Origin of the sequence: Actinoplanes sp. NPDC051861 (genome assembly GCF_040681145.1) — a bacterium.
In the GTDB taxonomy this organism is placed as follows: domain Bacteria; phylum Actinomycetota; class Actinomycetes; order Mycobacteriales; family Micromonosporaceae; genus Actinoplanes.
In genome coordinates this window covers 392595-418160 of sequence record NZ_JBFAYE010000004.1, presented here as the reverse complement: position 1 = coordinate 418160, position 25566 = coordinate 392595, and the positions used below count along the sequence as shown (strand labels likewise).

Sequence of the window (25566 nt, the reverse complement as noted above, 5' to 3'; positions counted from 1 at the left end):
GGGCGTGTGCTGAATCGGATCGACCTGCGCGGCTCCCGCCGGGACCCGCGCGGCCTGCTGCCCCGTGCCCAGCTCGACGTCTCCGTGGCGGTCGAGCGGATCCGCCCGGTCGTCGAGGCGGTGCATCAGCACGGGTTCAGCGCGATCCGGGAGGCGACCGAGCGGTTCGACGGCGTCCGGCTGGAGCGCCTGCGGGTGCCGGCCGAGGCGATCGCGGCCGCGGCCGAGACGCTCGACCCGGCCGTGCGCGAGGCGCTGCTCGAGGTGATCAAGCGGGCCCGCAAGGTGCACGCCGACCAGCGGCGCACCGACGTCACGACCCAGGTGGTCGACGGCGGCACGGTCACCGAGCGCTGGGTCCCGGTGCGCCGGGTCGGCCTCTACGTCCCCGGCGGCCTCGCGGTCTACCCGTCCACCGTGGTCATGAACGTGGTGCCCGCCCAGGAGGCCGGCGTCGAGGGCCTGGTCGTGGCGTCGCCGCCGCAGGCCTCCAACAACGGCCTGCCCGACTCCCGGGTGCTGGCCGCGTGCGCGCTGCTCGGTGTGGACGAGGTCTACGCGGTCGGCGGCGCGCAGGCGATCGCCATGCTGGGGTATGGGTCGGACGGCGCCGACGAGGACGACCGCTGTGAACCCGTTGACGTCATCACCGGCCCGGGCAACATCTGGGTGACCGCGGCCAAGCGCCTCCTGCGGGGCACGGTCGGCATCGACGCCGAGGCCGGGCCCACCGAGATCGCGATCCTGGCCGACGACACCGCCGACCCTCGGCACGTCGCGGCCGACCTGATCAGCCAGGCCGAGCACGACCCCCTCGCCGCGAGCGTGCTGGTCACCGACTCGACGGCGCTCGCCGACGCGGTGGAGATCGAGCTGGACAAGCAGGTCGCCACCACGAAGCACGAGGAGCGGGTGCGCACCGCGCTGACCGGCGAGCAGTCCGGCGTCGTGCTGGTCGACGACCTGGAGCAGGGGCTCGCGGTCGTGGACGCGTACGCTGCGGAGCACCTGGAGATCCAGACGCGCGACGCGCGGCAGTGGGCCCTGCGGGTCCGCAACGCCGGCGCGATCTTCGTGGGTGCCTGGGCGCCGGTCTCGCTCGGCGACTACGCGGCCGGGTCCAACCACGTGCTGCCGACCGGTGGCTGCGCGCGGCACTCCTCCGGCCTGTCGGTGCAGTCGTTCCTGCGGGGCATCCACGTCGTGGAGTACACCGAGGAGGCCCTGCGCGACGTCGCCGGCCACGTGGTGGCACTTGCCAACGCGGAGGACCTGCCGGCGCACGGTGACGCCGTCAAGGTTCGCCTTCAGTCCGATTTGGGGTGGCGGGCGGGGCGGTTGGACGGGAGGTTCGAGGCGTGACGACGATCGACGATCTGCCGATCCGGGACGACCTGCGCGGGCAGAAGCCCTACGGCGCGCCGCAGCTCGACGTCGCCGTCCGGCTGAACACCAACGAGCACGCGTTCGCGGTGCCCGACGTCGTGGTCGAGGCCATGACCAAGATGCTGCAGGACGAGCTCGCCGACCTGAACCGCTACCCCGACCGGGACGCGGTGGCGCTGCGCACCGACCTGGCGTCCTATCTCGGTCACGGGCTGACCCACGAGAGCGTGTGGGCGGCCAACGGGTCCAACGAGGTGCAGCAGCAGTTGCTGCAGGCGTTCGGCGGGCCGGGGCGGACGGCACTGGGCTTCGGCCCGTCCTACTCGATGCACCCGCTGCTGGCGGCCGGCACCGGCACCCGGTGGATCGGCTCGCTGCGCGACCCCGACTTCGGGCTTCGTCCTGAGGCGGCGATTGCGGAGATCGAGAAGCACGACCCGGACATGGTGTTCCTCTGCTCGCCGAACAACCCGACCGGCACCGCGCTCGACCCGTCGGTGATCGACGCGGTGCTGGGCGCGGCGCGTGGCATGGTGCTCGTCGACGAGGCCTATTTCGAGTACGCCCGGACCGGCACCCGCAGCGCCATCGAGCTCCTGCCCGGCCACCCGCGCCTCGTGGTGACCCGCACGATGAGCAAGGCGTTCGGTTTCGCCGGCGGACGCCTGGGCTACTTCGCCGCCGACCCGGCCGTGGTGGACGCGGTCCAGCTGGTCCGCCTGCCCTACCACCTGAGCGCGCTGACCCAGGCCGCCGCGCGGGCGGCGGTCTCGCAGAGCGGGGCGCTGCTGGCCACCGTCGAGCAGATCAAGGTGCAGCGGGACCGGATCGTCGAGACGCTGCGGGGGCGCGGCATCCAGGTCGCCGACAGCGACGCGAACTTCGTGCTCTTCGCCGCCTCGGACGATCAGAAGGCCGTCTGGCAGGCGTTCCTCGACCGGGGCGTGCTGATCCGCGACGTGGGCCTGGCCGGCTGGCTGAGGGTGACCGCCGGCACCGAGTCCGAGACCACCGCATTCCTTTCCGCCGCCGAGGAGATCCTGTGAGCAGGACCGCGCGCATCGAGCGCGTCACCAACGAGACCAAGGTGCTGATCGAGATCGACCTCGACGGCACCGGCAAGGGCGACCTGAGCACGGGCGTGGGCTTCTACGACCACATGCTCAACCAGCTCGCCAAGCACGGCGGTTTCGACCTGACCGTGCGGACCGAGGGCGACCTGGAGATCGACTCGCACCACACCATGGAGGACACCGCGATCGCGCTCGGCGAGGCCTTCGCGAGGGCGCTCGGCGACAAGCGGGGCATCCGGAGGTACGGGTCGGCCACGATCCCGATGGACGAGGTGCTCGTCCGCGCGGCCGTCGACCTGTCCGGACGTCCGTACGTGGTGCACGACGAGCCGTTGCTCACGCCGTACATCGGGCCCGTCTACGCCACCAGCATGACCCGGCACATCTTCGAGGCGTTCGGCCACGCGGCGAGGGTGACCCTGCACGTGGACGTCCTGCGCGCGTGCCGCCCGGGTGGGCACCCGGACGCGCACCACGTGGTGGAGGCCCAGTTCAAGGCGTTCTCCCGGGCGCTGCGCGAGGCCGTCGAGGTCGATCCGCGAAACGCCGGGGCGCTGCCCTCCACCAAGGGGGTGCTGTGATCTCGATGGTGCTGTTCGCGCTCGCCGGGATCCTCGTCGGCGGCGTGATCCAGCTGGTCAAGGCGAACGCCACCCGGTTCAGCATCGGTCTCACGGCGGTGCTCGCGCTGCTGGCCACCGCGGGCGGTTTCGCCTGGTGGCCGTCGGGGGAGGCGTGATGAGCGCGCCAAGTGTGGTCATCCTCGACTACGGCTCGGGCAACCTGCGCTCGGCGGAACGGGCCGTGGCCCGCACCGGCGTGGACGTGACGGTCACCAGCGACCTGGAGGCGGCCGCCGCCGCTGACGGTCTCGTGGTGCCGGGCGTCGGTGCCTACGCGGCGTGCATGGCCGGGATCGAGGCACTGGGCGCCGGGCCGGTGATCGCGGAACGGGTGGCGGCCGGAAAACCGGTACTCGGTATCTGCGTCGGCATGCAGGTGCTCTTCGACTCCGGTGTGGAGCACGGCGTGGAGACCAAGGGGCTGGGGCTGCTGCCCGGTTCGGTCACCAGGCTCACCGCCGAGCGGATCCCGCACATGGGCTGGAACACGGTGTCCGTGCCCGCGGGGTCGAGGCTGCTGGCCGGGCTCGGCGAGGAGACCAGGTTCTACTTCGTCCACTCGTACGCTGCCCAAGATTTTGATCTGCTGGCGAAAGCCGGCGCCGAAGTGACCAGCGCGAGCCACGACCTGCCCTTCGCCGCCGTCGTCGAACTCGGCGCTCTCAGCGCTGCCCAGTTCCACCCGGAGAAGTCGGCGGACGCCGGATTCGCGCTGCTCAGCAACTGGGTCGCGACGCTGGGATGAGCAAGGAACGTGCGCGGCGGCGAGCCGAACGACTCGCCGTCCTGGAGCGGGAGAAGGCGGTGCGTGCCCGGAAGGTGGCCCGCCGCGAGCGCTTCCGTGCGCTGAAACGCTCGATGAAGATCAAGCCCCGGTTCGGCAAGAACGGCCGTCTGTACCACCGCAGCCGCAGGCAGCGCATCGGCATCGTGGTCGTCTCGCTGCTCGCCGCCGTCGCGGTCTGGGTGCTCGTCCCGGACCCGGCGCTGCGGATCATCCTCACCGCAATGCTCGTCCTCGCCGTGCCGGCCCTCGTCGTCGTGGTGCTCGGCCGCCGCTCGTAGTCCTATGGGAGAGACATGACCCTCCAACTGCTGCCCGCCGTCGACGTCGCCGACGGCCAGGCCGTCCGCCTGGTGCAGGGCGCCGCCGGCTCGGAGACCGCCTACGGCGACCCGCTCGAGGCCGCACTGGCGTGGCAGAACGACGGCGCCGAGTGGATCCACCTGGTCGACCTGGACGCGGCGTTCGGGCGGGGCTCCAACGCCGAGCTGCTCGCCGGCGTGGTCCAGCGCCTCGACGTGAAGGTGGAGCTCTCCGGCGGCATCCGGGACGACGAGTCGCTCACCCGTGCCCTGGCGACCGGTGCGCAGCGGGTCAACATCGGCACGGCCGCGCTGGAGGACCCGGAGTGGTGCGACCGGATCTGCGGCGAGTACGGCGACCGCGTGGCGATCGGGCTGGACGTGCGGGGGCGTACCCTCTCCGCGCGCGGCTGGACCCGCGACGGCGGTGACCTGTACGAGGTGCTGGCCCGGCTCGACAAGGCGGGCGCGTCCCGCTATGTCGTCACCGACATCACCAAGGACGGCACCATGCGCGGGCCGAACCTGGACCTGCTCCGCGAGGTCGGCGCGGTGACCGACAAGCCGCTCATCGCCAGTGGTGGCGTCTCCACGCTGGACGACCTGCGTGCCCTGGCCACCCTGGAGTCGATCGGGGTGGAGGGTGTGATCGCGGGTAAGGCGCTCTATGCGGGCGCGTTCACCGTGCGTGAGGCTTTGGACGTGCTCGCCTCGGCCTGAGCCCAGGCTTCTCTGATCGCCTCCTCGGCGGCCCTCCTCGCAGGGCGGGCCGCCGAGGAATCGCGCCAGGCGATGGTGATCTTTCTGGTCGGTATCGGATTTATTTGAATTATGCGGACGTTTTCCGGCAGGGCCGGCCGGGCCAGCCGGGGGATGAGGCCGACGCCCAGCCCGGCCGCGATCAGCGTCAGCTGCGTCTCGAACTCGCCGACCTGGAACTCCGGCACGACACCGGGCAGTTTGCGGATCAGGTACTCATAGCAGACGTCGCCGGCCCGGACCGCGATCCACCGCTCGTCCCGTACGTCCTCCAGCGTGGCCGTGCCGGTCAGCCGGTGATCGCCCGGCACGATCAGGTCGGCGTGGTCTGTGCCGATCTGGACCTTGGAGACGCAGTCCGGGTAGCGCAGGCCCACCTCGGGCCAGTCGTCGAGGACGGCCAGGTCCACATGACCTCGCCGGAGGAGTTCGACGCCCTCGTGCGGGTTGACCTCGATCAGCCCGATGGTGAGCTGGGGGTGCTCGGCGGCGAGTTTCCGCAGCGCGTGCGGCATCAGAGCCCGGCACGCCGTCGCGAACGAGGCCACGGTGAGCCGCCCGGTGACCGTGTCGCGGTGTGCGGCCAGTGCCGCTTCCGCCTCGTCGACGCTGGTCAGCACCCGCTCGGCGTGGTCGGCGAGAACCCGCCCGGCCTCGGTCAGCCGCAACCGGCGGCCGTCCTTCTCGACCAGCGTCGAGCCGGTCTCGCGCTCCAGTTTCGAGATCTGCTGGGAGACGGCCGACGGCGTACAGTGCAGGGCCTGGCCGGCCGCCAGCACGGTCCCGTAACTCGCCACCGCGTGCAGGGCCCGCAGCCGCCCCAGGTCAATCATGTAGCGATGCTACATCCTGGGTGAAGGTTATTTTGCTGGTGCTTAACGGTCTTGTTGGCGAGGCTCGACGTCATGAGACCGCGTGACCTCGCCCTTGCCGTCGCCGTGGCGGCCGTCTGGGGCGTCAACTTCGTCGCCATCGACGCCGGGCTGGACCACTTCCCGCCGCTGCTCTTCTCCGCCCTGCGCTTCGGCCTGGCCGCCTTCCCGGCTGTGCTGCTCGTCGGCCGCCCGCAGGTGCCGTGGAAGTGGGTCGTGATCGTCGCGCTGGTCCTCGGTGTCATCAAGTTCTCGCTGCTGTTCGGCGGCATGGCGGCGGGGATGCCGGCCGGGCTCAGCTCGCTCGTCCTGCAGAGCCAGGCGATCTTCACGATGGTCTTCGCCACCCTCTTCCTCCGCGAACGGCCCCGCCCGCTGCAGATCGCCGGACTCGCCGTCGCCACCGCCGGCGTGCTCGTCGTGGCCACCCGGACGGGCGCGAACCTGCCGGCCTTCCTGCTGGTCGTCGGCGCGGCCGCGGCCTGGGGCGTGTCCAACGTGGCGACCCGCAAGGCCTCCCCGCCGGACACGCTGCGGTTCATGGTCTGGGTCAGCGCGCTCGCCACCGGGCCCCTCGTCGTGCTGACGCTGCTGGTCGACGGCCCGGCTGCGGACCTGGCCGCGCTGCGGGCGATCGACACCGAGGCGGTCGTGGCGCTGCTCTACATCGCGCTGATCTCCACGCTGGCGGGCTTCGCCGGATGGGGCTTTCTCATGCAGAGGTACGGCGCGGCGACCGTCGCGCCGTTCAGCATGCTCGTCCCATTCTTCGGCATGGCGTCGGCGGCTCTCGTCCTGGGCGAGCCGATCTTCGCGCAGGACGTCATCGGTGGCGTGCTGGTCGTCGGCGGCGTGCTTTTGGGACTGGTCAGGTCCCGGAAGGCCGTCCCCGAGCCGCTCGTTAGGGTTGGCGTATGACGGTCGCGGTACGTGTGATCCCCTGCCTGGACGTGGACGCCGGACGGGTGGTGAAGGGCGTCAACTTCGTCGACCTGCGGGACGCGGGCGACCCGGTCGAGCTGGCCTCGGCCTACGACGCGGCGGGCGCGGACGAGCTGACGTTCCTCGACGTGACGGCGTCGTCGGACGATCGCGGGACGATGCTGGATGTCGTGCGGCGTACCGCGGAGACGGTCTTCATCCCGCTCACCGTCGGCGGTGGTGTGCGCTCGGTGGAGAACGTGGACGTGCTGTTGCGGGCCGGCGCGGACAAGGTCGGCGTGAACACGGCGGCGATCGCCCGTCCCTCGTTGATCCAGGAGATCGCCGAGCGGTTCGGCAATCAGGTTCTGGTGCTCTCGCTGGACGTGCGCCGGTCCTCCGATCAGCCGAGCGGCTGGGAGGTGACCACCCACGGCGGGCGGCGCAGCGCCGGGCTGGACGCGATCGAGTGGGCCGAGCGGGTGGCCACCCTGGGCGCCGGTGAGATCCTGCTCAACTCGATGGACGCGGACGGCACCAAGGCCGGCTTCGACCTGGAGCTGATCCGGGCGGTCCGGGCCGTCGTCGACATCCCGGTGATCGCCAGCGGTGGGGCGGGCGCGGTGTCGCACTTCCCGCCGGCGGTCGCGGCGGGGGCGGACGCGGTCCTCGCGGCGAGCGTGTTCCACTTCGGAGATCTGACCATCGGCGAGGTCAAGAACTCTTTGAAGGCGGCGGGCAATCCCGTTCGCTAGCGGCCGCCCGGCTTTTTCCGCGGCGCCGGCTGCCCTTCGGCGGCCGTCGGCTGTTGGCTTTTTTCCGCGGCGCCGGCTGACTTTCAGCGGCCGTCGGCCAGCCGCAGGCTGTACTCCCTGACGGCTGCCGCGTAGGTCTGCTCGTCCAGGGACCAGTCCGCGTAACCCGGCTCGGCGGCCCGGTTCAGCTGCGACTGCAAGGTCATCACCGCGGAGGAGAGCCCGCTGAACGGCCGGGTCCGCCACAGCTGCTCACCGGCCGGGGCGACCTCGATCAGGTCGTCCTCCACGGTGATCAGACCGGCGCCGGCGAGACGGCGGACCGCCTCCTCCAGCTCGTCGCGGCTGGGCACGCTGTGGTGCAGGAAATCGGCCGCGGCCAGCAGGTCGGCGAGGGTCGCACCGGTCACCGGCAGGGCGGCGTGCAGGGCGCGGTCACGCTCGAGCCGCTCGGCGATGACCGCGGACACGAAGATCCAAGCGTCGTTCCAGTGCCAGTCGCCGACCCCCATGCCGCAATGATGCCGTGCGGTGGCCGTACCCGGAAGCGAATGTGTCCGGATGATCACTGCCTCGTTCGGACCGGTTCGGGTTTCTGCTCCTTCACGGTCAGCGGGGGAAGGAACAGATGCACCAGAGGACCGATCGCGAGCGCGTAGGCGATGGTTCCGACGCCCACCGTGCCGCCCAGGAGGAAGCCCGCACCCAGCACGAACAGCTCGATGCCGGTGCGGATCACGCGGATCGACAGCCGGGGAAGGCGGCCGTGCAGGCCGGTCATCAGGCCGTCCCGCGGGCCCGGGCCCATCCGGCTGCCGATGTAGAGCCCGGTCGCGAAACCGTTGAGCAGGATGCCGCCGACCAGCAGCCCGACCCGGGCCGGGATCGACTCACCGGCCGGGAGCGCCCACAGCGCCGCGTCCGCCGAGAAGCCGACCACCACCAGATTGGCCACCGTGCCGAACCCGGGACGCTGGCGCAGCGGGATCCACAGCAGCAGCACCGGGACACCGGTCAGCAGCACCACCCAGCCGAAGCTGATCCCGCTCACCTCGGAAACACCCTGGTGGAAGACGTCCCACGGGTTGAGGCCGAGTCCGGACTCCACCATGAGCGCCATGCTGACGCCGTAGAGGATGAGACCGGCGAAGAGTTGGGGCACGCGGCGGTACAGGCTCATGCTGCCACTCTTGATGCCAATTCCGCGATGATAAAGTGCCAATCCTGGGGAGGTGGCTATGACGACGTCGGTGCGCGGGGACCAATTGGCACGCCTGCTGGGGCGGTGGCACGCATTGCCGGGGCGGCGGCGCAGTCCGGACTACGCGGCCCTGGCGGCCGCGGTCCGGGGCCTGCTGGCGGACGGTCGCCTGGCATTGGGGGTACGCCTGCCGGCCGAACGTGAGCTCGCGGAGGCACTCGCCGTGAGCCGCACGACGGTGTCCGCGGCCTATCGTGCGCTGCGCGAGACCGGCCACCTGACCAGTCGCCGGGGAGCCGGCAGCTGGACCACCCTCCCGCACGGCCACCGCGTCGCCACATCCGGCCTGTGGACCCCCGACGACGACCTCGACATGATCGACATGGGAGTGGCGGCGTCGGCCGCACCCGTTGAGCTCGTGCCCGCCGCCCGCGCGGCCGCCGACGACCTGCCCCGCTATCTGGGCAGTGCCGGATACCACCCGACCGGCCTGCCGGAGCTGCGTGCCGCGGTCGCTGACGGGTACACATCTCGTGGCGTGCCGACCTCGGCCGAGCAGGTCCTCATCACCAGCGGCACCCAGCAGGCGCTCGATCTGGTGCTGCGGCTCTCGGTGCCGGCCGGTGCGCCGGTCCTGGTGGAGACGCCGACCTATCCCAACGCGCTGGCCGCACTCTCCGCGCGGCGGGCACGGATCAGCACGCACGGCCTGGACACCGCGACCGGCTGGGACGGCGAGATGCTGCTGGGCGCGTTGCGGCAGACAAGACCCCGTTTGACGTACGTGATCCCGGAGTTCCACAACCCGACCGGACACCTCATGCCGGCTGCCCTGCGCGAACGTCTCGTGGCGGCGGCACACTCCGCGGGCACCGAGCTCGTCGTCGACGAGTCCTTCGTCGACCTGCCCCTCGACGACCCGCAGATGCCGCCGCCGGTCGCCGTCTTCGACCGCCACTCCCGCGTCACGTCGATCGGCGGGATGAGCAAGGCGTACTGGGGCGGCCTGCGCATCGGCTGGGTCCGCGCGTCGGCGCCACTCGTGCAGCGGCTCGCGGCGATCCGGGTCGGTGTGGACATGGCCAGCCCGGTCCTGGAACAACTCGTCGCGGTCCACCTGCTGCGACTCGCCCCGGAGATCGTGGCGGCCCGGCGAGCCCAGCTGCGCTTCCGGCGTGACGCTCTGGTCGGCGCGCTGCGCGAGATGCTGCCGGAGTGGCGCTTCTTCGTACCCGGCGGCGGCGTGACCCTCTGGGCGGAGCTGGACGGGCCGATCTCGAGCGCGCTGTCGCGGGCGGCCGAGGACGTGGGCGTGCGCCTGGCGCCGGGCCCGCGCTTCGGCCTGGACGGCACCCTCGAGCGCTTCCTGCGCCTTCCCTTCACCCTGGCCGCCGACGACCTGACCGAGGCCGTCCGCCGCCTCGCCTCAGTACGCCACGACCTCGACCACACCCCCCGCCCGACGTGGCGCTCCCCCGCCGTCATCGCCTGACCCCACCCTCCCCTCCCCCTCCCGCCGGCCGTGCGCCAGACCCCTCCACGCGGTCGTGGAGGGCGCTGGCGCACGGCTCGCGCGGGGGAGCCGTGCGTGAGGGCCCTTCCGCGCAGCCTTGGAGGGCGCCGGCGCACGGCTGGCGCGAGGGAGCCGTGCGTGAGAGCCCTTCCGCGCAGCCTGGAGGGCGCTGGCGCACGGCTCGCGTGGGGGAGCCGTGCGTGAGGGCCCTTCCGTGCAGCCTTGGAGGGGGCTGGCGCACGGCTCGCGTGCGCCGGCGGGAGAGAGGTCAGATCTGGGCGAGGGAGCCTGCGTACATCTCGTCGATCTGGGTGGCGAAGTTGGACTCCACGCTGCGGCGCTTGATCTTCATGGAGGGGGTTACCTCGCCGTGTTCGATGCTGAGGTCGCGGGGGAGGATGGCGAATTTCTTGACCGTCTCCCAGCGGTTCAGTTTGGCGTTGAGTTCGGCGATGAAGCCCTCGACCAGGGCGTGTGTCTCGGGGGCGGCGACGATCTCGTCGTAGGTCTTGCCGGCCAGGGGGCCGGTGGCGGCCCACGTGGTGATGGCGTCCTCGTCCAGGGCGATCAGCATGGTGACGAAGTTGCGGTTCTGGCCGACGACGACTGCCTGTGAGGTGTAGGGGCAGACGGCCTTGAAGGCGCCCTCGATCGCCGACGGGGCGATGAACTTGCCGCCGGACGTCTTGACCAGGTCCTTCTTGCGGTCGGTGATTTTCAGGTAGCCGTCGGAGTCGAGTTCGCCGATGTCGCCGGTGCGCAGGAAGCCGTCCTCCGTGAGGGCCTCCGCCGTCGCCTCGGGCAGGTTGTGGTAGCCGCGCATGACCGGTGCACCGCGCAGCAGCACCTCGCCGTCGGAGTCGATGCGGACCTCGAGGTCGCCGACCGCCTGGCCGACCGTGCCGATCCGGAGCTTGCCGCGCCGGTTCACGAAGTTCGCCGCGCAGGCCTCGGTCATGCCGTAGCCCTCGAGGATCGGCAGGTTGGCCGCCGCGAAGAACTCGGAGATGTCCCGGCTGAGTGCCGCCGAGCCGCTGACCAGCACGCGCAGGTTGCCGCCGAGGCGGGCCTGCAGCTTGCTGAAGACGAGCTTCTCGGCCAGCGAGTACTGAACGCCGAGGGCGGCGGGGATGGGCTTGCCGGCCTGCTGGAGAGCGACGCGCTTCTTTCCGGTGGCGACCGCCCAGGCGAAGATCTTGGGCTTGAGGCCGCCGCCGGAGGTGCCGCTGGTGACGGTCTTGTTGTAGACCTTCTCGAAGATGCGGGGCGGGGCGCACATCAGCGTCGGCTTGATCACCGAGAGCAGGTCGATGAGGCGGTCCACCCGGCCGTCGACGTAGGTCGGAACGCCGACGTGCAGGATGCCGCAGAGCAGCGTCTTGCCGAACGCGTGCGACATCGGCAGCCACAGGTAGTGCAGGTCGTCGGGGGAGAAGAGGCCGAGCTGCTCCTGCGCCACGCCCTCCCAGGTCCAGCCCTTGTGCAGCAGCTCGACGCCCTTGGGGCGGCCGGTCGTGCCGGACGTGTAGATCAGGGTGGCCAGGTTCTCCGGGCCGAGCTTGCCGACGACGTCGTCGATCAGGCCGGGGCTGCGGGTGAGCGCCTCGTTGCCGAGCTGCTCCAGGTCGGCCAGCGTGATCTGCGGCGGGGTGGCGCCGGCGTCGGCGGGGCCGTCGATCAGCACCACCTTGGTCACCGAGGTCTCCGCGCCGGCGATCTTCAGCGCCTGCTTCGCGTTCTCCGCGATGAGGACCTTGGAGCCGGAGTCGGACACGATGAACGTGGTGTCCTCGGGCTCGGTCGTCGGGTAGACCGTGGTGGCCGCGGCCCCGGCGACGTTGATGCCGAGGTCGGCCAGGATCCACTCGAGCCGCGTGTTGGACAGGATCGCGACCCGGTCCTCGATGCCGACGCCGAGTTCGTGCAGGCCGGCGCCGATCGCCCGGACCCGCTCACCCACCTGGCGCCAGGTGAGCCATTCGGGGCCGGTGTCGGAGGCGTTGGGTGCGGCCAGCGCCCGTGCGTCCGGTGTCTTCGCCACGCGCTGGAAGAGCATGTCCGGAATCGACCGGTAGGGAACCTCGAGAGCCATATCGGGCGCCGCCTTAAACCGAAACGGGGAGTAAGTAACGTCAGTGTTACCGGAGGGTAATGGTCGTCCGGCACCAGGGCTAGAGTGCGGATCAATTGAACCCGGCAACCCGGCGCCCTCAATCCTAGTCAGCGGCGGTGCCGGGACCAGACAGCCGCCCGGCTGAGAACAGGCTGAGAATCAACGGCGTGGATCTGGTCATCGAGATCGAGCCCGGCGGTGGCGAGAAGACCGCTGCCGTCTACCGGGCTCTGCGCGCGGCCATCGTGGACGGGCGGGTGCCGGCTGGGTACCGGCTGCCGGCGACGCGGGTGCTCGCCGCCGACCTGGGCGTCTCGCGGGGCAGCGTGGCCGGGGCGTACGAACGCCTGGTGGCGGAGGGTTACCTGACGGCTCGGGTCGGCGCCGGCACGTTCGTGGCGGAGGCCGCCCCGGCCCGGCGGCGGGCGGCGGGACCGGCACCCGATCCACTGCGCCCTCGGCCGGGCTGGTCGCTGACCCCGCTGCCGACCAGCGGCGAGGGCCCGGCGCCGCGCTACGACTTCCGGACCGGTATCCCGGATGCCCGGCTCTTTCCTTTCGACACATGGCGGCGGCTGGTCGGTGCGGAGCTGCGCCTGCGGGCGAACAACCCCGGGACGTACGCGGAACCGTCCGGCCATCCCGCGCTGCGTGCCGCCGTGGCGCGCTATCTCGGGTACGCCCGGTCGGTCCGCGCCACCGCCGGGGATGTCGTCGTCACCAACGGCACCCAGCACGCGCTCGACCTGATCGGGCGGGTCCTGCTGCGCCCCGGCGACGTGGTGGCGGTGGAGGAGCCCGGCTATCCGCCCGCCCGCCGCCTGTTCACCTCGCTCGGCGCCCGCGTGGTCGGCGTGCCGGTCGACGAACAGGGACTGGTGGTGTCCGCGCTCCCGGCGCACTGCCGTCTGGTCTACGTGACGCCGTCGCACCAGTTCCCGCTGGGCCGGGTGATGAGCCTGGCCCGCCGGCAGGAACTGCTCGGCTGGGCCCGGAAGCGGCAGGCGGCGATCGTCGAGGACGACTACGACAGCGAGTTCCGGTTCTCGGCCCGGCCTCTGGAGCCGCTCTGCACGCTGGACCGCAGCGGGCGGGTGCTCTATGTGGGCACGTTCTCCAAGAGCATGCTGCCGTCGTTGCGTACCGGGTTCGTGCTCGTCCCGCCGGGTCTGCGGCCCGCGATCGTGGCGGCGAGGCAGGCCGGCGACGGGTACGGCCAGGTGGCGGTGCAGGCGGCGCTGGCCCGCTTCATCGACGACGGCCAGCTGGCGAGGCACGTCCGCAAAGCAGGTCGTTCCTACCTCGACCGGCATATCCGAATTGTTCGTGAAATAGGCCGAATATCGGCTCTCGACGTCATCCCGTCGGCTGCCGGACTGCACGTCACGGCACTACTGGAGCGCGGCGATCCAGCCCGGATCGTCATGCTGGCACGACGATCCGGGCTGGAGATCGAGAACCTCGCGGACTACGCGGCGGAGGGCCCGCCGTCACGCCCTGGCCTGGTGTTCGGGTACGGGGCGGTCGACCCGGACCTGATCGAGGAGGGGCTTGCGCGACTGCCGGCGCTGATAGAGGACAGCCAGCGCCGCGATGGTCAGGCTCAGCAGCGCCGGCCAGCCGTTGAGCCAGAGCAGCGCGACCACCGCCACGAACGCGAACCCGGCGATCACCCGTGACCAGCCGGCCGGCAGCAGGCGCAGGGCCGCCGCCGTGCCGAGCACGTACACCAGGGTGAAGCAGCCGGTCACCAGCAGCGTCGCGGTGTGCAGACCGAGCGGGAGCAGGGCGCAGACGACGCTGGCCGTGAAGATGAACGTCAGCGACCGGCGCTGCGTGCCGAAGACCCTGGCCGGCAGCGCGCCCTCGGCGGCCAGGGCGGCACCGAGGCGGCTCGCCCCGGCGTAGTACGCGTTGACCGCACCCAGCGTCAGGATCACCGCGACGACGGCGGTGAGCAGGCGGACCGGGCCGCCGACGCCGATGGCCAGCAGGTCGGAGAGCGGCGCCCGGCTGCCGGCCAGGGCGGGACCCAGCGCCAGCACGCTGACCGCGGCGACGGCCAGGTAGAGGACGCCCACCACGGCGACCGCGATCAGGGTGGCGCGGGGTACGTCCCGGCGCGGATGGCGGTACTCGGCCGACAGTGAGGAGAGCGCCTCCCAGCCGGCGAAGCCCCAGACCAGCAGTGCCGCGGCGGCGCCGATGCCGGACCAGCCGTGCGGGGCGAACGGAGTGAGGTGGTCCCAGCGGGCGTGCGGCAGGGCGGCCACGACGGTCACCACGAGCAGGACGGCGAGGGTGGCGGTGAGGACCAGCTGCACCCGGCCGGAGATGCGCAGGCCGAACCAGTTCATCGCGTACGCCGTACCGATCAGGGCGAGGAACGTGACGAACTCGGTGACCTTGCCGCCGCCGAAGACGTCGGCCACGTAGCCGCCGGTGAAGGCGGCCGCGACCGGCGCGCCGAGCGGCACCGCGAAGTAGAAGCACCAGCCGACCGCGGTGGCGGCGTGCGGGCCGAACGCCATCCGGGCGTACGTGGAGACGCCGCCGGCGTCCGGGTAACGGGCGCCGAGGGCGGCGAAGGTCCAGGCCAGAGGCGCGGAGAGCACGATGAGGGCGAGCCAGGCGACCAGGGCGGCCGGCCCGGCCGCCTCGGCGGCGAGCGCGGGCAGGGAGATCAGCCCGGTGCCCAGGACGGCGCCGACGGAGAGGGCGGCACCCTGGGCGACGGAAAGGCCGGAGCGAGCGTTCATACGGTCGAACCTACGGCCGTATTGGCGTCTCGTTCGAGCCAATTACCGCCCGTTCGGATGGGCCAATCTCAGACCCCGAGCCGGGCCTTGCGGAGGCGCTCGGCGAGCGCGGGGTCGCCGTCCACGGTGACCCGCGCGGCGCGCTGACGGCCGGAGAAGAACATCGCGAGCTCGCCCGCGTCCCCGGAGATCCGCACCTGCGGCTCCGCGCCGGTGCGCAGCGGCTCGAACCCGGTCGCGGTGATCTCCGCGGAGATCTTGAGGCGGCGCAGCGCGGCCCGCGACGTGAGCTTGACGGCCCGCCAGAGGGCCACCTGCTCCGGAAGGTCCAGGGTGCGCGGCTCCCAGCCGGTGCCGGCTCGGCGTACGTCCTCGTGGTGGATGAAGAACTCCATGGTGTTCGCCAGCGGGTCGACGAGCGGGTTGCTGACCGGGCTCCAGACCGGCGGCTTGCGCAGCTGGTCGATCAGCTCCGCGTAGTCCAGCGCGGCTCGGGACAGGCGGATCTTCTCCCCGTACTCCCGGAGCGGGGGGATGACGAGCCCGGCGGCGGAGTCCGGCCGCCGCTCCCGGACCACGATGTGCGCGGCGAGATCGCGCGTGGTCCACCCGGTGCAGAGCGTCGGCGCGTCCGGACCCGTGCTGAGCAGCAGGTCGGCCAGTTGCTCCCGCTCCCGGCGGGCGTAATTCGTCATCCGTCGATCCTAACTGTGTAATCGTGGCCACAATGTAAACGGCCGTCGTTCCCGGCAGTATGGACCGGTAAGGCCGGTAGCCCCGGCGAACACTTACCAGTCGGGTAGGAAATTGAGCGGCAGGGCCAGCAATGACGTGCTGGGACGGGGTCTGCGGGTGCTCGGCCACGCGATCCGGACGGAGCCACGGCTCTTCGTCGTCAGCGCGATCGGCAGCAGTTTCTTCGGACTATTGATCATCGCGAACTCGTACGTCGTCGGTTATGTGATCGGGCACGTCGTGGTGCCGGCGTTCGCGGCAGGCCGGGTGGGCAGCGGTCAGCTCGCGCTGGTCGTCGCCGTGCTGCTGGGCATCTCCGGCCTGCGTGTCGTCAGCATCTTCGCCCGGCGCCTCGGCGCCGGCTTCATGCAGTTCCGGCTGCAGGCGCGCTACCGGCGTGCGGTGACCCGGCGCTATCTCGCGCTGCCGCCCTCCTGGCACCAGCGCAACGCCACCGGCACCCTGCTCTCCAACGCCAGCTCGGACGTCGAGGCCGCGTGGGCGCCGATCGCGCCGATGCCGTTCGCGGTCGGCACCATCGTCATGATCTTCGGTGCGGTGGTCGCGCTGTTCCTCACCGACTGGGTGCTCGCGCTGGTCGGCGTCGCACTCTTCCCGTCGCTGTTCGCGCTGAACCTGGCCTACTCGCGCCGGATGTCGCCGCGGCAGATCCACGCGCAGCGGATGCGGGCCAAGGTCAGCGCGGTCGCGCACGAGAGCTTCGACGGCGCCCTGGTGGTCAAGACGATGGGCCGCGAGGCGGACGAGTCGCGCCGGTTCGGCGTGTTCGTCACCGAGCTGCGTGACGCGCTGGTCGCGGTGGGCCGCCTGCGCGGTCTCTTCGACCCGCTGATGGACTCCCTGCCCAGCATCGGCACCCTCGCCGTGCTGCTGCTGGGCACCCTCCGCCTGCAGCAGGGCGCGGTCAGCGTGGCCGAGGTGGTGAGCGTCGCCTTCCTCTTCACGGTGCTGGCCTTCCCGGTGCGCGCGATCGGGTGGGTGGTCGGCGAGCTGCCGCGCAGCGTCGCCGGATGGGAGAGGGTCCAGGCGGTGCTTTCGGCCGAGGGCGATATGGGGTACGGGCAAAGCGCTCTGCCCGGCGAAGGTCCCGCCGAACTGCGCTTCGACGAGGTGAGTTACCGCTACGCCGGCGGTCCGCCCGTCCTCACCGACGTCAGCTTCACGGTCCCCGCCGGCCAGACCGTCGCCCTGGTCGGCGCGACAGGCTCCGGCAAGTCTACGATCGCCTCCCTCGCCGTCCGCCTGGTCGACCCGGAGTCCGGCAGCGTCGCCCTAGACGGCGTGAAGCTGCCCGACCTCGGCGGTGCCGCGCTGGCAAACGCCACCGCGCTCGTGCCGCAGGTGCCGTTCGTCTTCGACGACACCGTCCGCGGCAACATCGCCCTCGACCGTGCCGAGATCGGCGACGACCGTGTCCGGGCGGCACTGCGGCTGGCGCAGGCCGACCGTTTCGTCGACGGCCTGCCCGAGCAGCTCGGCACCGCCGTCGGCGAGCGCGGCACCTCGCTCTCCGGCGGTCAGCGGCAGAGGCTCACGCTGGCCCGCGCGCTCGCCGGCCGGCCCCGCCTGCTGGTGCTCGACGACGCCACCAGCGCGGTCGACCCCCGTGTCGAGGCCGCCATCCTGTCCGCCCTGCGTGAGGCCGGCTCCTCGATCCTGGTCGTCGCGTACCGGCGCGCCACGATCGCGCTCGCCGACGTCGTCGTCTACCTGCACCAGGGCCGGGTCGTGGCGACCGGGACGCACTCGTCGCTGTTGGCGTCGCAGCCCGGATACGCCGATCTGGTCACCGCCTACGAGAAAGCGGAGCAGGCGAAATGAGCGAAGGCGCCGTCGCCACCATCCGGCGGGGTCTGGCCCTCTCCCCGGAGCTGCGGACCGGCCTGGCCGGGACGATCGGGCTCGCCGTGCTGCAGATGGCCGGCCGGGTCGCCGTGCCGATCGCCATCCAGCAGGGCATCGACCACGGCATCCGCGGTCCCGGCGGCCCGGACCCGCAGATCGTGGTCGTCATCGTGGCGCTCACCCTGGTCGCCCTGGCGATCTCGACGCTCTGCGGTTACCTGATGACCCGCCGGCTGTTCACGGTCAGCGAGACCGCGCTCGGCGGCCTGCGGTCCCGGACGTTCCGCCACATCCACGACCTGTCGATGCTGCACCAGCAGTCCGAGCGGCGCGGCTCGATGGTGTCGCGGGTGACCGGTGACGTCGACCAGATCTCGCAGTTCCTGCAGACCGGCGGCGTGCAGCTGCTGCTCGCCAGCGGCCAGTTGATCGTCTCGACCGTGGTGATGTTCGTCTACTCGTGGCAGCTCACGATCGTGGTGCTGCTCGCGTTCGGCCCGGCGGTCGCGGTGATCCGGCTGTTCCAGAAGCGCCTGGCCGCGGTCTACCGGGCGGTCCGCGAGCGTACCGGCGTGATGCTCGGGGCGATCGCCGAGAGCGTCGTCGGCGCCACCGTGATCCGCTCGTACGGGGTGGCCGCCCGCACCGAGGCCCGCCTCGACACCGCGGTCGACGACCTGCGTGTCGCGCAGCAGCGGGCCCTGCGGACGAGCGTGACCAGCTTCTCCAGCGGTGAGATCGGCGCCGGACTGGCCCTGGCCGGCGTGGTGGTGCTCGGCACGATGCTCGGCGTCGACGGCGAGATCACCGTGGGCCGGCTGACCGCGTTCCTGTTCCTGGTGACGCTCTTCATCCAGCCGGTGCAGATCGCGACCGACATGCTCAACGAGGCGCAGAACGCGGTGGCCGGCTGGCGCCGCATCCTCGACGTGCTCGACGTCGACCCGGACGTGGCCGACCCCGACGACCGGGGCGTGGAGCTGCCGCCGGGACCGCTGTCGGTGCGCTTCCGTGACGTCTCGTTCCGCTACCCGGGCGGCCCCCTTGTTCTCTCCGACGTGGACCTGGAGATCCCGGCTCGCACCAAGGTCGCTGTGGTGGGCGAGACCGGCAGTGGCAAGACCACGTTCGCGAAGCTGCTGACCCGGCTGATGGACCCGGCCTCCGGCGCGGTCCTGCTCAGTGGTGTCCCGCTGACCGGCGTGCGGTTCTCGTCGCTGCGCTCGCGGGTGGTGATGGTGCCGCAGGACGGTTTCCTGTTCGACGCGACCGTCGCCGAGAACATCCGCTTCGCCGAACCGGCCCTGTCCGACTCCCAGCTGGCCGCGGCGTTCGCGGAACTGGGGCTCGCGGACTGGGTGGACGGCCTGCCCGAGGGCGTGAACACCCCGGTGGGGGAGCGCGGCGAGGCGCTCAGTGTGGGCGAGCGGCAGCTGGTCGCGCTGGTGCGGGCCTATGTCGCCGACCCGGATCTGCTGGTCCTGGACGAGGCGACCAGTGCTGTCGACCCGGCCACCGAGGTGCGGCTGCAGCACGCCCTCGACCTCGTGACCCGGGGGCGGACCACGGTGGCCATCGCGCACCGGCTGTCCACGGCGCAGGCCGCGGACGAGGTGATCGTGGTGGATGCGGGCCGCGTCGTGCAACGCGGCCCGCACGCCCGCCTCGTCGCCGAGGAGGGTTCGATCTACGCCAAGCTCTACGCCAGCTGGTTGGAACAGACACGCTGACCGGGTCGTATTCGACCCGGTGAGATGAGCGCGTCGCTCGCAGCGGCCGCAGTCCCTGCCGACCGCTGCGAGAGGCCCGCCATTTCAGCGATTCATGAGCTGGTTGTCTATCGGGCGTAGTACTCGACGACCAGCTGCTCGTCGCAGAGCACCGGGACCTCGGTGCGCTGCGGCGCCCGGATGACCGTGGTGCGCAGCTCCTCGAGGACCGTCGACAGGTACGGCGCGGTCGGGCCGTCGATGTGCGCCCCGGTCGCCGCGATCTGGAACGGCGGCTTCTGCCGGCTGGTCTCCTTGACCTCGATGACCTGGCCGGGCTTGAGCTTGTAGCCGGGGCGGTCCACCTTCTTGCCGTCCACGGTGAAGTGACCGTGCACGACGAGCTGGCGGGCCTGGTAGATGGTCCGGGTGAAGCCGGCCCGGAACACCGTCGCGTCGAGGCGGCGCTCCAGCAGCGTGACCATGGTCTCGCCGGTCTTGCCCTCGGCCTTGTGCGCCGCGTCGTACGCCGCGCGCATCTGGACCTCGCTGATGTTGTACTGGTGGCGCAGCCGCTGCTTCTCCAGCAGCCGGACCTGGTAGTCCGAGCTCTTGCGGCGTCCCCGGCCGTGCACGCCGGGCGGGAACGGGCGCCGCTCGAAGTACTTGACGCACTTACGCGTCAGAGGGATTCCGAGGGCCCGCGACAGCTTCGCCTTGGGTCGAGAGTTGTTCAACTGGGATCTCCTGTTACGGTTAGCCTTGCCTTACTTAGGTAAGCCTAACCGGTGCCCGGAGGTGCTCGTCATGCAACCCAGTCCCGCCGAGATCGCGCGAACGCTTGCCGCCGGTCACCTGCCCGCCGTCGCGCACATCGCGTGCCGCCCCGGGCCCACGCCGGTCCGGCACGTGACCGACTCGCAGGGACGTGTGCTGCTGCTCGCGCCGGCCGACGGAACTCTCGCGGCCGCGCTCCGCCCGCAGGACGGAAACGACGACACCGCCCTGGTCCTGGACATTCGCGACGTGCCCCCGATGGCGACCTCGCCGTCGCTCGGGCGGGTCTGGGTGTCCGGCTGGGCGAGCGTGCTGACCGGCGACGACGCCCGCGCGGCCGCGCTTGACTACGCCGACACCGACGCCTGCGGCGACCTGCTCGACATCGGCGAGAGCCAGGCGCTGTACCGGATGGACGTCGCCGAGGTGCGGTACGAGCGTAACGAGAATCTCATCGAGATCGATCCCGACGACTACGCCGAGGCAACTCCGGACCCGTTGCGTGCCGTCGAGTTCGATCTGATCGCCGACCTGGCCGACCACCACATGGCCGAGATGGGCGCGTACGTGCAGCGGCAGCTCGGCCCGGCCGCGCGTCCCGGCGACGAGCCGAAGGTGGTCCGCCTCGACCGGTACGGATTCCTGGTCCGGATGGGCGGCCGCAGCGCACGGCTCGCCTTCCCTCGCCCGGTCACCGACCGGCACGACCTGGCGCACCTGCTCCACCCGATCCTGTGCCGGCGGTGCACGGCCTGACCTCTGGTCACAAAGACGGGCGGGATCCCAGCGGCCACCTTCTGCCGCCGTCAGGCCGCGGGATCCCGTCTTTGTGCTCTGCCGGCCGGTGCCGCGGCCGGCAGAGCACAACCACACCACACCTGGTGCGTGGCCGCACCTTTTGTCAGAGAGACAGAATCCGGTCCAGGTACTCGCGGTAGCCGCGCATCGCCATCCGCATGCTCTCGGTGTCCGGGGTGTCCGTGCCCCGCAGCGGGTCCAGCTCGTCCCGCTCCGCCAGCAGCACCTCGGTCAGCTCGTTCACCGCGTCGGTGAGCAGGTCGTGCGCCCGGGTCAGGGCGGTCACCGGGTCGTCGACGAACTCCGCCTTCACCTCGTGCCACGCCGCCCGGAAGTGCCGGGCCGCGTCCTCGTCCCAGATCGTGCGGGTGATCTGCGGCTCGCCGGTGCCCAGATCGGCGACCGGCTCGTCCTCCTCGCGGGACGCGCGGCGGCCGCCGCGGCGCACCGGCTCGAGGTCCTCCAGGCTGGCCGAGCGGCGCGGCGCCGGCTTGGCCTCCGGCTCCTGGTGCGCGCGGCGACCGGCACCGCCGACCGCGAGACCGGTGACACCGGCCTCGATGGTGGCCGGGTACGCCTGGAACTCGGGCGGCGGCGGGGTCACCAGACCGGGATGCGGCGACACCGGCGTCACCGAGGCGACGCCGAGCGCCTCACCGGAGCGGCCCAGGCTGTAGCCGGTCGGGCTGAACCCGAACCCGCCGTCCGCGGACTGCGGCAGGCCCGCGTATCCGCCGTTGTCCGGCGTCTCGGCGGCCTGCTGCGTCTCGGGGGCCCGCACAGCCGAGTCCGGCGGTGTCCGCGTGGCCGGGATCTGCACCGACGGCAGCTGCGCCGGCGAGACCGGAGTGTTCGCGGCCGGGTCGACCGGTGCCGCGGCCTGCGCCGGCTGGCCGGAGACCGGCGTGAGCGTGCCCGCCGCGTGGTCCGGGGTGAAGTCCGGTACCCCGTACGAACCCGGCGCGTAGCCCGGCGACACCGGGACGCCGGAGACCGGGCCCTCCGGTGTCGTCGGAACCATGCTGGTGGGCACCTGAGCCCAGCCGGCGGCCGGGCGAGGGATGTCCGCCGGCGAACCGGCCGGCGACTCCTCGCCCGCGTCGCCGTGCAGGCCGGGCGGGGGCGGGACAGGCTTGCCGTCCACGCCCGGCGCCTCGCCGTTCGGTGTGTAGCCGGGCGCCCCTGCCCGTCCGTTCATGTCCTCACGTCCGTTCTCGTCGCTAGGGCCCGCCGTCGCGGCGGCGTCCTGGTCGTCGGCCTCCGGCGGAGTCTCCTCCGCAGGATCCTCCGCCGGTGTCGCACCGGCCGACTGCTCGTCGGCCGGGTGGTCGGCGACCGGGGAGTCGCCTTGTTCGGCAGCCTCGGCCACCTCGGCTTTCGCCGCCTCGGTCTCGGTCTCCGCCGCCGGGGAATCCGGTTGACCCGGAGTCTCCTCGTCGCCGGAGCGCCCACTGTCCTCGGACTCGGTGCCGTTACGGCCGCCGAACAGGAACCGCCCGGTTCCGCTCAGCCGCCCACCGAGGCCGAAGCCACCGAAGGACCCGTCACGGTTCTCCGGCTCCAGGGACTTTACGTCCTGAGCGGGACCTGCCTCCTCGTCCGGAGGGACTGAGTGATCAGTATCGCCGTGCCGTGATCGGGCCGGGGGGCCGGAGGACGGACGGCCTCCGGCCGGGCCTCGTGGGGGTCCCGGGGTTGCCCGCCCGGCCGCCCGGTTCAGGCCGAACGGATCAGCCGCGGGCTTGTCGGGTGGGATCGGCACAGCGGGCCGCACCCCGTACGCCCCGGTCAGCAGGTCGGACGGGCTGCCCAGGGCGATGATCTCGGGCTCGCCGGCCGCCGCCTCCGTCTCCGGGCGCACCTGCCAGAACCGGGCGAGGCCGGGCGAGGGCCGGGTGTTGTCGGGGCTGGACGTCGGCTCCATCTCGGTTTTCACCACTCCCGTCGCGAGTCGCGCCCGCCGGGGCTTGCCGGTACCAGCGCAGACGCACCGAGCGGCGGGCGCTGAGGCAGTCAGCCACGAACGCGCTCCGGCGACCGTACCGCTCCTCCAGTGCCCGGCACATCCCCGGTTACCGGATCGTGGGGCTTGCGGGGAGAATCCTGTTCGTGCCTGAAATGAAGACCTCCCTCGACCCCGCGGTCGCCCAGCGGCTCAAGCGCACCTCCGACGGCCTCGTGGCGGCGATCGTGCAGGAGCACGGCACCGGCGACGTCCTGATGCTGGCCTGGATGGACGACGAGGCGCTGTACCGCACGCTCACCACCGGCCGGGCCACCTACTGGTCCCGCAGCCGTTCGGAGTACTGGGTCAAGGGCGCGACCTCGGGCCACGTCCAGCATGTCAAGAGCGTCTCGCTGGACTGCGACGGCGACGCCCTGCTGGTCACCGTCGAGCAGGTGGGCGCGGCCTGCCACACCGGTACGCACACCTGTTTCACCGACTCGTTGGAGGTGCGATGACCAGCGGCGCGACATTCCCGGACGAGGCGGAGTTCGTCGGAGTCAAACGGCGCGTGATCCCCGTGACGCGCAAGCTCCTGGCGGACGGTGAGACGCCGGTCGGCGTCTACACGAAGCTGGCCGGCGGCCCGGGCACCTTCCTGCTGGAGTCCGCCGAGCAGGGCCTGGCCTGGTCGCGCTACTCGTTCATCGGGGTGCGCAGCGTCGCCACACTGGTCGAGCGCGACGGCGAGGCCACCTGGCTGGGCACGCCGCCGGACGGGGTGCCGACCGGTGGCGACCCGGTGGTCGCACTGCGCGAGACGGTGGCCGCGCTGACCGGCGGGGTCGAGCCCGAGGACGGGCTGCCCCCGCTCACCGGCGGCATGGTCGGCTATCTCGGGTACGACCTGGTGCGCCGTTTCGAGCGGCTGCCCGCCACGGCGGTCGACGACGTGCCGCTGCCCGAACTGGGCATGATGCTCGCGACCGACCTCGTGGTGCTCGACCATCACGAGGGCTCGGCGCTGCTGGTGGCCAACGCGGTGCTCGGCGAGGACGCCGACGACGCTGCGCGGCGCGCTGCGTACCATCAAGCGGTTGGCCGCCTCGACGCGATGACCACCGCCCTGTCCCGGCCCACCCCGCCAATGGTCTCCACGGTGGACCGCCGCCCGGCAGGCGAGCCGGTCAGCCGCACCGCGCCGGGCGAATATCAGAAGGCTGTCGAGTCGGCCAAGGAGGCGATCCGGGCCGGCGAGTGCTTCCAGATCGTCGTGGCGCAGCGCTTCGAGCGGCCCACCGATGCCAACGCGCTCGATGTGTACCGGGTGCTGCGGGCCACGAACCCGTCGCCGTACATGTACCTGCTGCGTTTCGACGACTTCGACATCGTCGGCTCCTCGCCCGAGGCACACCTGAAGGTCAGCAACAACCGGACCGCGCTGCTGCACCCGATCGCCGGCACGCGCTGGCGGGGCGCCACACCCGAGCAGGACGCCGCGCTCGCCGCCGAACTGCTCGCCGACCCGAAGGAGCGCTCCGAGCACGTCATGCTGGTCGACCTGGGCCGCAACGACCTCGGCCGGGTCTGCGAGCCGGGCACGGTCGAGGTGCCGGAATTCGCCAGGATCGAGCGGTACAGCCACGTCATGCACATCGTGTCGACGGTGGTCGGGCGCCTGCGCGAGGACCGCTCGGCGTTCGACGCGCTCGCCGCGACCTTCCCGGCCGGCACCCTCTCCGGAGCCCCCAAGGTCCGGGCCATGGAGATCATCGAGGAACTGGAACCGACGCGGCGCGGCCTCTACGGCGGCACGGTCGGCTACTTCGGCTTCACCGGCGACATGGACATGGCGATCGCCATCCGTACGGCGCTGATCAAGGACGGGGTGGCCTACGTGGGCGCCGGCGCGGGCATTGTGGCGGATTCCGACCCGGCGGCCGAGGAACAGGAGACCCGTAACAAGGCCGCCGCCGTCCTGGCCGCGATCGCCTCGGCCGAGACGCTGCGCGCGGCCCGATGAGGCGCTCGCAACTGTCCGCGGTCCTCGCCTGCCTTTTCGGCGCCGGAATCACCCTGTTCGCGCTTTTCCGGGTCTGGTCGGTGCGGGTGGAGGAGCGGCCCGGCCTGCCTGATTTGCGTACTTCGCAGACGGGCGCCGATGTTCAGCCCTGGTTGATCGGGGTGGCGGTGGTGGCGTTGGCGGGGACGGGGGCGCTGCTGGCTACCCGGGGTGTGGTTCGGCGGGGGCTGGGTGTGGTGCTGGTGGTGGCGGGGGTCGGGGTTGTGGTGGGCGCGGTGGTGGCGCGGGTGGGGTTGGACGTGGGGGATGCGGGGGTTGGTGGGTCGGTTTGGCCGATTGTTGTTGTGCTGGGTGGCGCGGGGGTTGTGGTGGGTGGGGTGCTTGCCGCGCGGTATGGGCATTTGTGGGCGGCTATGTCGTCGCGGTATGAGCGGAGTGTCGATTCCTCCGCGTCCGGTGCGCCGCCTTCGCCTGCGCCGGGGCGGGGTGCGGCGAGTGGTGGTCGTGAGCCCGGTGTCGACTCGCGGGCGTTCTGGGAGGCTCTGGATCGTGGTGAGGATCCGACTGCTCGCTGAACGCCTCGTCACCCGTGCGGGGTAGCCGAAATGGATATCCGTTAGGGATTTCGGCATTTGTCCGTGTTGGTGGGGTC

At 71.7% G+C, this 25566-nt stretch carries 24 protein-coding genes and 1 pseudogene; 17 read left to right on the top strand and 8 right to left on the bottom strand.

Going from position 1 to position 25566, the window contains the following annotated elements; genetic code table 11:
- The first annotated feature begins 6 nt into the window (after positions 1–6).
- The 7 genes from hisD to priA are packed head-to-tail and all read left to right on the top strand — an operon-like array spanning position 7 to position 4888.
- Positions 7–1362: a histidinol dehydrogenase gene (hisD, locus tag AB0M02_RS16120; RefSeq protein WP_364227065.1), complete on the top strand. Its 1356-nt coding sequence runs from the start codon at positions 7–9 to the stop codon at positions 1360–1362.
- Positions 1359–2432, top strand: coding sequence for a histidinol-phosphate transaminase (locus AB0M02_RS16115; protein WP_364227062.1), 1074 nt, complete (start codon positions 1359–1361; stop codon positions 2430–2432). Before hisD ends, AB0M02_RS16115 begins: the two co-directional genes overlap by 4 nt.
- Positions 2429–3040 (top strand): imidazoleglycerol-phosphate dehydratase HisB, encoded by a 612-nt coding sequence (gene hisB, locus AB0M02_RS16110; RefSeq protein ID WP_364227060.1) that lies wholly within the window; start codon positions 2429–2431, stop codon positions 3038–3040. The genes AB0M02_RS16115 and hisB overlap by 4 nt, the downstream gene beginning before the upstream one ends.
- Positions 3037–3198: a hypothetical protein gene (locus tag AB0M02_RS16105; RefSeq protein ID WP_364227506.1), complete on the top strand. Its 162-nt coding sequence runs from the start codon at positions 3037–3039 to the stop codon at positions 3196–3198. The genes hisB and AB0M02_RS16105 overlap by 4 nt, the downstream gene beginning before the upstream one ends.
- Complete coding sequence (gene hisH / locus AB0M02_RS16100) at positions 3198–3827, top strand: imidazole glycerol phosphate synthase subunit HisH (RefSeq protein WP_364227058.1); 630 nt, start codon at positions 3198–3200, stop codon at positions 3825–3827. Before AB0M02_RS16105 ends, hisH begins: the two co-directional genes overlap by 1 nt.
- Positions 3824–4147 carry a hypothetical protein gene (locus tag AB0M02_RS16095; RefSeq protein ID WP_364227056.1) on the top strand — a complete coding sequence of 108 codons (324 nt, stop codon included), beginning with the start codon at positions 3824–3826 and terminating at the stop codon, positions 4145–4147. The genes hisH and AB0M02_RS16095 overlap by 4 nt, the downstream gene beginning before the upstream one ends.
- A 15-nt stretch (positions 4148–4162) precedes the next feature.
- The gene (gene priA / locus AB0M02_RS16090) at positions 4163–4888 is read left to right on the top strand and encodes a bifunctional 1-(5-phosphoribosyl)-5-((5-phosphoribosylamino)methylideneamino)imidazole-4-carboxamide isomerase/phosphoribosylanthranilate isomerase PriA (protein ID WP_364227054.1); all 726 of its coding nucleotides are present in this window, start codon (positions 4163–4165) and stop codon (positions 4886–4888) included.
- Here priA and AB0M02_RS16085 read toward each other — a convergent pair.
- Positions 4834–5760, bottom strand: a complete 927-nt coding sequence (locus tag AB0M02_RS16085; protein ID WP_364227052.1) for a LysR substrate-binding domain-containing protein — start codon at positions 5758–5760, stop codon at positions 4834–4836. The genes priA and AB0M02_RS16085 overlap by 55 nt on opposite strands.
- A 72-nt stretch (positions 5761–5832) precedes the next feature.
- On the opposite strand from AB0M02_RS16085, the gene AB0M02_RS16080 reads away from it, so the two are divergent.
- Positions 5833–6717 carry an EamA family transporter gene (locus AB0M02_RS16080; RefSeq protein ID WP_364227050.1) on the top strand — a complete coding sequence of 295 codons (885 nt, stop codon included), beginning with the start codon at positions 5833–5835 and terminating at the stop codon, positions 6715–6717.
- Positions 6714–7475 (top strand): imidazole glycerol phosphate synthase subunit HisF, encoded by a 762-nt coding sequence (gene hisF / locus AB0M02_RS16075; RefSeq protein ID WP_364227048.1) that lies wholly within the window; start codon positions 6714–6716, stop codon positions 7473–7475. The genes AB0M02_RS16080 and hisF overlap by 4 nt, the downstream gene beginning before the upstream one ends.
- An 83-nt stretch (positions 7476–7558) precedes the next feature.
- Here the strand turns inward: hisF and AB0M02_RS16070 are convergent, their stop codons facing one another.
- Complete coding sequence (locus tag AB0M02_RS16070; RefSeq protein ID WP_364227045.1) at positions 7559–7987, bottom strand: hypothetical protein; 429 nt, start codon at positions 7985–7987, stop codon at positions 7559–7561.
- A gap of 53 nt (positions 7988–8040) precedes the next feature.
- Positions 8041–8655, bottom strand: a complete 615-nt coding sequence (locus AB0M02_RS16065; protein ID WP_364227043.1) for a hypothetical protein — start codon at positions 8653–8655, stop codon at positions 8041–8043.
- A 58-nt stretch (positions 8656–8713) separates the two neighbouring features.
- On the opposite strand from AB0M02_RS16065, the gene AB0M02_RS16060 reads away from it, so the two are divergent.
- Positions 8714–10168 carry a PLP-dependent aminotransferase family protein gene (locus tag AB0M02_RS16060; protein WP_364227041.1) on the top strand — a complete coding sequence of 485 codons (1455 nt, stop codon included), beginning with the start codon at positions 8714–8716 and terminating at the stop codon, positions 10166–10168.
- A gap of 289 nt (positions 10169–10457) precedes the next feature.
- Here AB0M02_RS16060 and AB0M02_RS16055 read toward each other — a convergent pair whose 3' ends face one another.
- A complete protein-coding gene (locus AB0M02_RS16055; protein ID WP_364227038.1) occupies positions 10458–12281 on the bottom strand; it encodes a long-chain fatty acid--CoA ligase in 1824 nt (607 codons plus the stop codon).
- A 188-nt stretch (positions 12282–12469) separates the two neighbouring features.
- Here AB0M02_RS16055 and AB0M02_RS16050 point away from each other — a divergent pair, with 188 nt between their 5' ends.
- Positions 12470–13981 (top strand): PLP-dependent aminotransferase family protein, encoded by a 1512-nt coding sequence (locus AB0M02_RS16050; RefSeq protein WP_364227035.1) that lies wholly within the window; start codon positions 12470–12472, stop codon positions 13979–13981.
- Here the strand turns inward: AB0M02_RS16050 and AB0M02_RS16045 are convergent.
- Positions 13919–15061 (bottom strand): annotated as a pseudogene (locus AB0M02_RS16045) (amino acid permease); the annotation flags it as partial. The gene AB0M02_RS16050 and the pseudogene AB0M02_RS16045 overlap by 63 nt on opposite strands.
- A 68-nt stretch (positions 15062–15129) precedes the next feature.
- Positions 15130–15756 carry a TIGR03085 family metal-binding protein gene (locus tag AB0M02_RS16040; RefSeq protein ID WP_364227033.1) on the bottom strand — a complete coding sequence of 209 codons (627 nt, stop codon included), beginning with the start codon at positions 15754–15756 and terminating at the stop codon, positions 15130–15132.
- A gap of 112 nt (positions 15757–15868) precedes the next feature.
- On the opposite strand from AB0M02_RS16040, the gene AB0M02_RS16035 reads away from it, so the two are divergent.
- Together AB0M02_RS16035 and AB0M02_RS16030 are read left to right on the top strand one after the other, a co-directional pair.
- Complete coding sequence (locus AB0M02_RS16035) at positions 15869–17638, top strand: ABC transporter ATP-binding protein (RefSeq protein ID WP_364227031.1); 1770 nt, start codon at positions 15869–15871, stop codon at positions 17636–17638.
- Positions 17635–19392: an ABC transporter ATP-binding protein gene (locus AB0M02_RS16030; protein ID WP_364227028.1), complete on the top strand. Its 1758-nt coding sequence runs from the start codon at positions 17635–17637 to the stop codon at positions 19390–19392. The genes AB0M02_RS16035 and AB0M02_RS16030 overlap by 4 nt, the downstream gene beginning before the upstream one ends.
- A 107-nt stretch (positions 19393–19499) precedes the next feature.
- On the opposite strand, the gene rpsD is transcribed toward AB0M02_RS16030, so the two are convergent.
- Positions 19500–20108 (bottom strand): 30S ribosomal protein S4, encoded by a 609-nt coding sequence (rpsD, locus tag AB0M02_RS16025; RefSeq protein WP_364227025.1) that lies wholly within the window; start codon positions 20106–20108, stop codon positions 19500–19502.
- Positions 20109–20178: 70 nt separating this feature from the next.
- Between rpsD and AB0M02_RS16020 the strand changes: the two genes are divergently transcribed.
- Complete coding sequence (locus AB0M02_RS16020) at positions 20179–20904, top strand: DUF2470 domain-containing protein (protein WP_364227023.1); 726 nt, start codon at positions 20179–20181, stop codon at positions 20902–20904.
- A 145-nt stretch (positions 20905–21049) separates the two neighbouring features.
- Here the strand turns inward: AB0M02_RS16020 and AB0M02_RS16015 are convergent, their stop codons facing one another.
- Entirely contained in the window at positions 21050–22882 is a 1833-nt protein-coding gene (locus AB0M02_RS16015; protein WP_364227020.1) for a hypothetical protein, read from the bottom strand.
- Positions 22883–23064: 182 nt separating this feature from the next.
- On the opposite strand from AB0M02_RS16015, the gene hisI reads away from it, so the two are divergent.
- Genes hisI through AB0M02_RS16000 form a run of 3 tightly spaced genes read left to right on the top strand, consistent with a single transcriptional unit; the run spans position 23065 to position 25489 of the window.
- On the top strand, positions 23065–23409 hold the full coding sequence (gene hisI, locus AB0M02_RS16010) for a phosphoribosyl-AMP cyclohydrolase (protein WP_364227474.1): 345 nt from the start codon (positions 23065–23067) through the stop codon (positions 23407–23409).
- On the top strand, positions 23406–24914 hold the full coding sequence (locus AB0M02_RS16005) for an anthranilate synthase component I (protein ID WP_364227017.1): 1509 nt from the start codon (positions 23406–23408) through the stop codon (positions 24912–24914). The genes hisI and AB0M02_RS16005 overlap by 4 nt, the downstream gene beginning before the upstream one ends.
- Entirely contained in the window at positions 24911–25489 is a 579-nt protein-coding gene (locus AB0M02_RS16000; protein ID WP_364227015.1) for a Trp biosynthesis-associated membrane protein, read from the top strand. Before AB0M02_RS16005 ends, AB0M02_RS16000 begins: the two co-directional genes overlap by 4 nt.
- Positions 25490–25566: the final 77 nt, after the last annotated feature.